General features: G+C 67.0%; 8 protein-coding genes. 5 read left to right on the plus strand and 3 right to left on the minus strand.

What is annotated here, in order from left to right:
* The 3 genes from N878_RS11850 to N878_RS11860 all read right to left on the minus strand — a co-directional run.
* Positions 1 to 434, minus strand: a 434-nt coding sequence (locus tag N878_RS11850; protein WP_036987754.1) for a CynX/NimT family MFS transporter, incomplete at its 3' end; no start/stop codon positions are given.
* A gap of 100 nt (positions 435 to 534) precedes the next feature.
* Positions 535 to 1347, minus strand: a complete 813-nt coding sequence (locus tag N878_RS11855) for an SDR family oxidoreductase (protein WP_021443870.1) — start codon at positions 1345 to 1347, stop codon at positions 535 to 537.
* Between the two features lie 106 nt (positions 1348 to 1453).
* Positions 1454 to 1822, minus strand: coding sequence for a DUF2784 domain-containing protein (locus tag N878_RS11860; protein WP_021443871.1), 369 nt, complete (start codon positions 1820 to 1822; stop codon positions 1454 to 1456).
* A gap of 249 nt (positions 1823 to 2071) precedes the next feature.
* On the opposite strand from N878_RS11860, the gene N878_RS11865 reads away from it, so the two are divergent.
* From N878_RS11865 to N878_RS11885, 5 genes are all read left to right on the plus strand, one after another.
* The gene (locus tag N878_RS11865) at positions 2072 to 2293 is read left to right on the plus strand and encodes a DUF2061 domain-containing protein (protein WP_021443872.1); all 222 of its coding nucleotides are present in this window, start codon (positions 2072 to 2074) and stop codon (positions 2291 to 2293) included.
* Between the two features lie 63 nt (positions 2294 to 2356).
* The gene (locus tag N878_RS11870) at positions 2357 to 2845 is read left to right on the plus strand and encodes a GNAT family N-acetyltransferase (RefSeq protein WP_021443873.1); all 489 of its coding nucleotides are present in this window, start codon (positions 2357 to 2359) and stop codon (positions 2843 to 2845) included.
* Between the two features lie 88 nt (positions 2846 to 2933).
* Positions 2934 to 4232, plus strand: coding sequence for a serine protein kinase PrkA (locus tag N878_RS11875; protein ID WP_021443874.1), 1299 nt, complete (start codon positions 2934 to 2936; stop codon positions 4230 to 4232).
* A complete protein-coding gene (locus tag N878_RS11880; protein ID WP_021443875.1) occupies positions 4225 to 4992 on the plus strand; it encodes a VacJ family lipoprotein in 768 nt (255 codons plus the stop codon). Before N878_RS11875 ends, N878_RS11880 begins: the two co-directional genes overlap by 8 nt.
* A 91-nt stretch (positions 4993 to 5083) precedes the next feature.
* A partial coding sequence (locus tag N878_RS11885) for a MerR family transcriptional regulator (RefSeq protein WP_021443876.1) occupies positions 5084 to 5387 on the plus strand: 304 nt, incomplete at its 3' end.

The raw sequence follows: 5387 nt of genomic DNA on the forward strand, positions 1-5387 counted from the left end.
GCGCCGCCGATGGCCATGCCGAGGGAATACCAGCCCACCACACGGCCCATCTGCCCGGCGAAATAGCGCTTGATGAAACCCGACAGCAGCGGCCCGGCCACCGCGATGGCGGCGCCGAGGGCGATGGCGCTGGCGATAAGCACCGCGCTCTGGTGCGCCGCCAGACGCGCCAGCAGGGCCAGGGCGATCAGCGCCATGCACAACACGATGGTGCGCTCCAGCCCCCAGCGCAGCGCCAGGCGCGGCGCCAGGGGGGCGAGCAGGCCCATGCACAGCACCGGCAGCGCGGTGGTCAGGCTGATGAAGCTGCGGCTCAGCGACAGCTCGGTGGCGATCCGCTCGATCAGCGGGGCGAGGGAGGTGATGCCGGGGCGCAGGTTGATCGCCGCCAGCACCAGGGCCACCAGCAAAAGGGCCCGAGGGACTGGTTTCACGGATTATCCAAGGTCAGAACGGCAGGCAGGCCGGATCGGCCACCCTACCCCCGCAGGCCCGCTCGGGCAAGCCTGCGGCGGCAATTAACTGACCTTTCGGTCAGCCTGCCGGTTTGGCCTTGCCGCGCATCTTGTCGGCCATGTTGGCCATCTCGTCGTAGAGCGCCTGCGGGTTCTTCTGCTTGAGCGCCCAGGCCATGCGGCCCATCTCGTGCGGCAGGATCATGAAGCTGCCCTTGGCCAGCTCGGCGTGGATGTACTCGGCTATATCCGCCGCACTGATCGGCGAGCTTTCCAGCAGCTTGCCGACCTGCGCCTTCATCGCCGGGGTCGGACCGCGGAAGGAGTCCAGCAGGTTGGTCTGGAAGAACGACGGGCAGACCACGTGCACGCCGATCTCCTGCTGACGCAGCTCGATCAGCAGGCTTTCCGACAGCGCCACCACGCCGGCCTTGGCCACGTTGTAGTTGCTCATCGCCGGCCCCTGCATCAGCGCCGCCATCGAGGCGATGTTGACGATCTTGCCCTTGCTCTGCTCCAGCAACGGCAGGAAGGCCTTGCAACCCTTGACCACGCCCATCAGGTTGATCGCGATCTGCCAGTCCCAGTCCTCCAGCGACAGCTCGCTGAAGAAGCCGCCGGACGCCACCCCGGCGTTGTTGACGATGATGTCGATGCCGCCGAACTGCTCTTCGCAGGCCTGCGCCAGCGCGGTCAGCTGGCTGTAGTCGCGCACGTCGCAGCGGCGGGTGAAACCGTCGCCGCCGGCCTCGCGCACCAGCTTGAGGGTCTCGGCCAGGCCGGCCTCGTTGACGTCGGCCAGGGCCAGACGCCAGCCATCGCGCGCCCAGCGCAGGGCGATCTCGCGCCCCAGGCCGGAACCGGCGCCAGTAATCATCATGCGGTTTTGCATAGCGGGCCTGCCTTTCAATGTCCGGTTGGAATGGCTGGCAGTGTAGCGAAGGAAATAGTGCCGCCAGCCCTTCATCAGGCTTATGAATAGGCAGGGCAAATCGGCGCTACGGCCTGCATCTCCAGCGCCACAGCAGCCAGCCGTACACCGCGCCGTTGACCAGCAGCACCAGTGCGCCGAGCCACAGCTGGATCTGCGGCGTCAGTACGGCCGGGTAGATCAGCGGGATCAGGTAGTGTTCGACGAAGCCGCCGTCGTAACCGGCCTGCCCCGCCGCGCGGCGCAACTGGTTCTCCCAGGGCGTCAGCGGGCACAGCAGGTGGCACAACTCCACCACCGCGCCCCAGGCCACTGCCGGCAGGTGCAACCAGACCAAGCGCGGCCAACGCAGCAGCAACAGGCCGCCGCCCAGCACGAAGAGGATAAAGGCCAGGTGCAGCAGCACCAGCGCATCGGCGGCCAGGCGCAGCAGCATCAGCTCACCACCCGCGGCGGCGCCACGGTGGAGCCAGGGCGATCGCGGACCGGCATGCAACCACCTCCTGTCAATGGCGCGCGCCTCTTTGGCAGGGCGCGGCGCCGCGAGACAAATAGAGCAAAACTCTCCAGAGCATCCTACTCATGCACTTCGACTATCGAAGCCATGCACAGCCCGCATTTCCCCCGGCTGCACAGGGAGACTAGCCTTGCTCTCGACGCGAAACGATTCTCATCGAGGTGCAGCATGCTCAAGACCCTGACCTTCACCATCATGCACTTCTGCATCGCCTTCGGCGTGGCCTACGCGCTGACCGGCAGCGTCGCGGTCAGCGGCCTGGTGGCGGCGGTCGAGCCGCTGTGCAACTCGGTGGGCTTCTACTTCCACGAGAAGTTCTGGGCGCGCCTGGAGGCGAAGAAGCGCGAGTCGGCCATTCCCAGGCATGCCTGGCTGCATCACCACGTCTGATCGGCGACTTGCCAGAGCCCTGGGCACCCGCGGCATACTCGGCAGCATCCACAAGGAGCCGCCATGTCCAAGCTGAGCCTGCGCCCCGCGCAACCCGCCGATATTTCGCTGATTCTCGACTTCATCCAGGAACTGGCCGAGTACGAACGGCTCAGCCACCAGGTGGTCGCCGATCCGCTGCAGATGACCGAACACCTGTTCGGCCCGCGCCCCTTCGCCGAAGTGCTGATCGGCGAGGTGGACGGCGAGGCCGCCGGCTTCGCCCTGTTCTTCCACAACTACTCCACCTTCCTCGGCCGTCCCGGACTGTACCTGGAAGACCTCTACGTGCGTCCCGCCGCCCGCGGCGCCGGCCTCGGCAAGGCGCTGCTAGCCGAGCTGGCACGCCTGGCGGTGAATCGCGGCTGCGGCCGCCTGGAGTGGTCGGTGCTGGACTGGAACACGCCGGCCATCGGCTTCTACGAAGGTCTGGGGGCCACGCCGCAGGACGACTGGACCGTCTACCGGCTGACCGGCGAGGCGCTGGACGCGCTGGCCGGACAGCCTCGATAAACCGCGGTTCTGGCACTTTGCCCCAGCTGTTGCTGTCATAAGCGGGCTGTTCAATCGAGACGTTCTCTTCCTAAAAGGGACTTGCCACATGCCCAGCCTTGCCCGACTCGCCGCCCTGCTCGGCGGCCTGGTCTTCTGTGCGTCCGCCGCAGCGGCGGACGTGGACGCCGAAAGCTACGGCTTTCCGCTGGCCAACCCGTTCGAGGCGACCATCGCCACCACCCCGCCGCAGCTGCGCCCGGCGTTGCCGGCCGACGACGCCATCGATCAGCGCGACTACGCCGTGCGCATCCGTCCGGATCGCGAGTTCGAGCTGCTGGAGAACTTCTGGCCGGTGACCAAGCTGCAGTACCGGCTGGCCCAGCAGAAGGGTCGTGCGCCGCTGATCTTCATCATCGCCGGCACCGGTGCGCACTATTCCAGCGGCACCCCGGAATACCTGAAGAAGCTGTTCTACGGCGCCGGCTTCCATGTGGTGCAGCTGTCGTCGCCGACCAGCTACGACTTCATGGCCGCCGCCTCGCGCTTCGCCACCCCGGGCTACACCCCGGACGATGCCGACGACCTGTACCGCGCCATGCAGGCGGTGCGCGCCCAGCACCCCAAGCTCGAGGTCAGCGAGTTCCACCTCACCGGCTACAGCCTCGGCGGCCTGCACGCCGCCTTCGTCAGCCGGCTCGACGAAACCCGCCGCGCCTTCGACTTCAAGCGCGTACTACTGCTCAACCCGCCGGTCAACCTCTACACCTCGATCACCAACCTCGACCGCCTGGTGCAGACCCAGGTCGAGGGTATCGACAACAGCACCAACTTCTACGACCTGGTGCTCGGCAAGCTGACCCGCTACTTCAACGAGAAGGGTTACCTGGATATCAACGAGGCCATGCTCTACGACTTCCAGCAGTCCAAGGAGAAGCTCTCCGACGAGCAGATGGCCATGCTCATCGGCACGGTATTCCGCTTCGCCGCCGCCGACATAGTGTTCAGCTCGGACCTGCTCAACCGCCGCGGCCTGATCACCCCGCAGGGCTATCGCATCAGCGAGGGCACCAGCCTCACCCCCTTCTTCCAGCTGGCGCTGCGCTGCGACTTCGACTGCTACATCGCCGAACAGCTGGTGCCGATGTGGCGCGCCCGCTACGACGGCGGCAGCCTCAACCAGCTGATCGATGCGGCCAGCCTCTACGCGCTGGAGGACTACCTCAAGGGCAGCGACAAGGTGGCGGTGATGCACAACGCCGACGATCTGATCCTCGGCCCCGGCGACATCGGCTTCCTGCGCCGCGCCTTCGGCGAGCGCCTGACCCTGTACCCGCGCGGCGGGCACTGCGGCAACCTCAACTACCGCGTCAACAGCGACGCCATGCTGGAGTTCTTCCGTGGCTAAGCACTGGATTCTGATCGCCCTGCTGCTGGGCAGCGGGCCGGCCTTGGCCGAACACCACGCCGACCCCGACGGCTTCACCAACCCGCTGCAGCACCTGCGTTTCAACCCGGGGCTGGATCAGCAGGAGTTCGAACGCGCCTCCAACGACGCCCTGCAGGTGTACGACCCGCTGGAGTCGTGGAACCGCCGCGTCTACCACTTCAACTACCGCTTCGATCAGTGGGTGTTCCTGCCGCTGGTGGACGGCTACCGCTACGTCACCCCGAACCTGGTGGAAAGCGGCATCCACAACTTCTTCAGCAACCTCGGCGAAGTGCCGACCCTGGCCAACAGCCTGCTGCAGCTCAAGGGCCAGCGGGCGATGAACAGCACCGCGCGGCTGCTGTTCAACACCATCCTCGGCATCGGCGGCATCTGGGACCCGGCCAGCCGGATGGGCCTGCCCCGGCTGCGCGAAGACTTCGGCCAGACCCTCGGCCACTACGGCATGCCGGCCGGCCCCTACCTGATGCTGCCGCTGCTCGGCCCCTCCAACCTGCGCGACACCGGCGGGCTGGTGGCGGACTACAGCCTGGAAAGCGCGGTCAACTACCTCGACGTGGCCGACGCCAGCAGCCGCAACCCCGGCATCACGGCGCTGCGCGCGGTGGACGAGCGGGCGCACACCAGCTTCCGCTACGGCCAGCTCAACTCGCCGTTCGAGTACGAGAAGCTGCGCTACTTCTATCACGAGTCGCGCAAGCTGAAGATTGCCGAATGACAGGCCGCCGAGCAGCGGGATAAACCCGTTGACCGCGGGGCCGCCCCGCGGTTTTATGCTGACGGCCTCTCGCCAGCAGAAGGAGTGCAGCATGCGCGTCGCCCAACTGGCCAAGGCCGCCGCCGTCAGCGGCGATACCGTGCGCCACTACACCGACCTAGGCCTGCTCAAACCGCGGCGCGATCCGCACAACGGCTACCAGCTCTACGCCGCCGAGGACCTCAAGCGCCTGCGCTTTATCGCCCGCGCCCGCCGCCTGGGCTTCAGCCTCAAGGACGTACAGGCCATCCTCGCCCGCGCCGACAGCGGCGCCGAGCCCTGCGCCGAGGTGCGCGAACTGCTCGGCGAGCGCCTGCACGCGCTCGAGGCGCATATCGCCGAATGCCAGCGCCTGG

The organism is Pseudomonas sp. EGD-AK9 (assembly GCF_000465935.2).
GTDB lineage: Bacteria > Pseudomonadota > Gammaproteobacteria > Pseudomonadales > Pseudomonadaceae > Aquipseudomonas.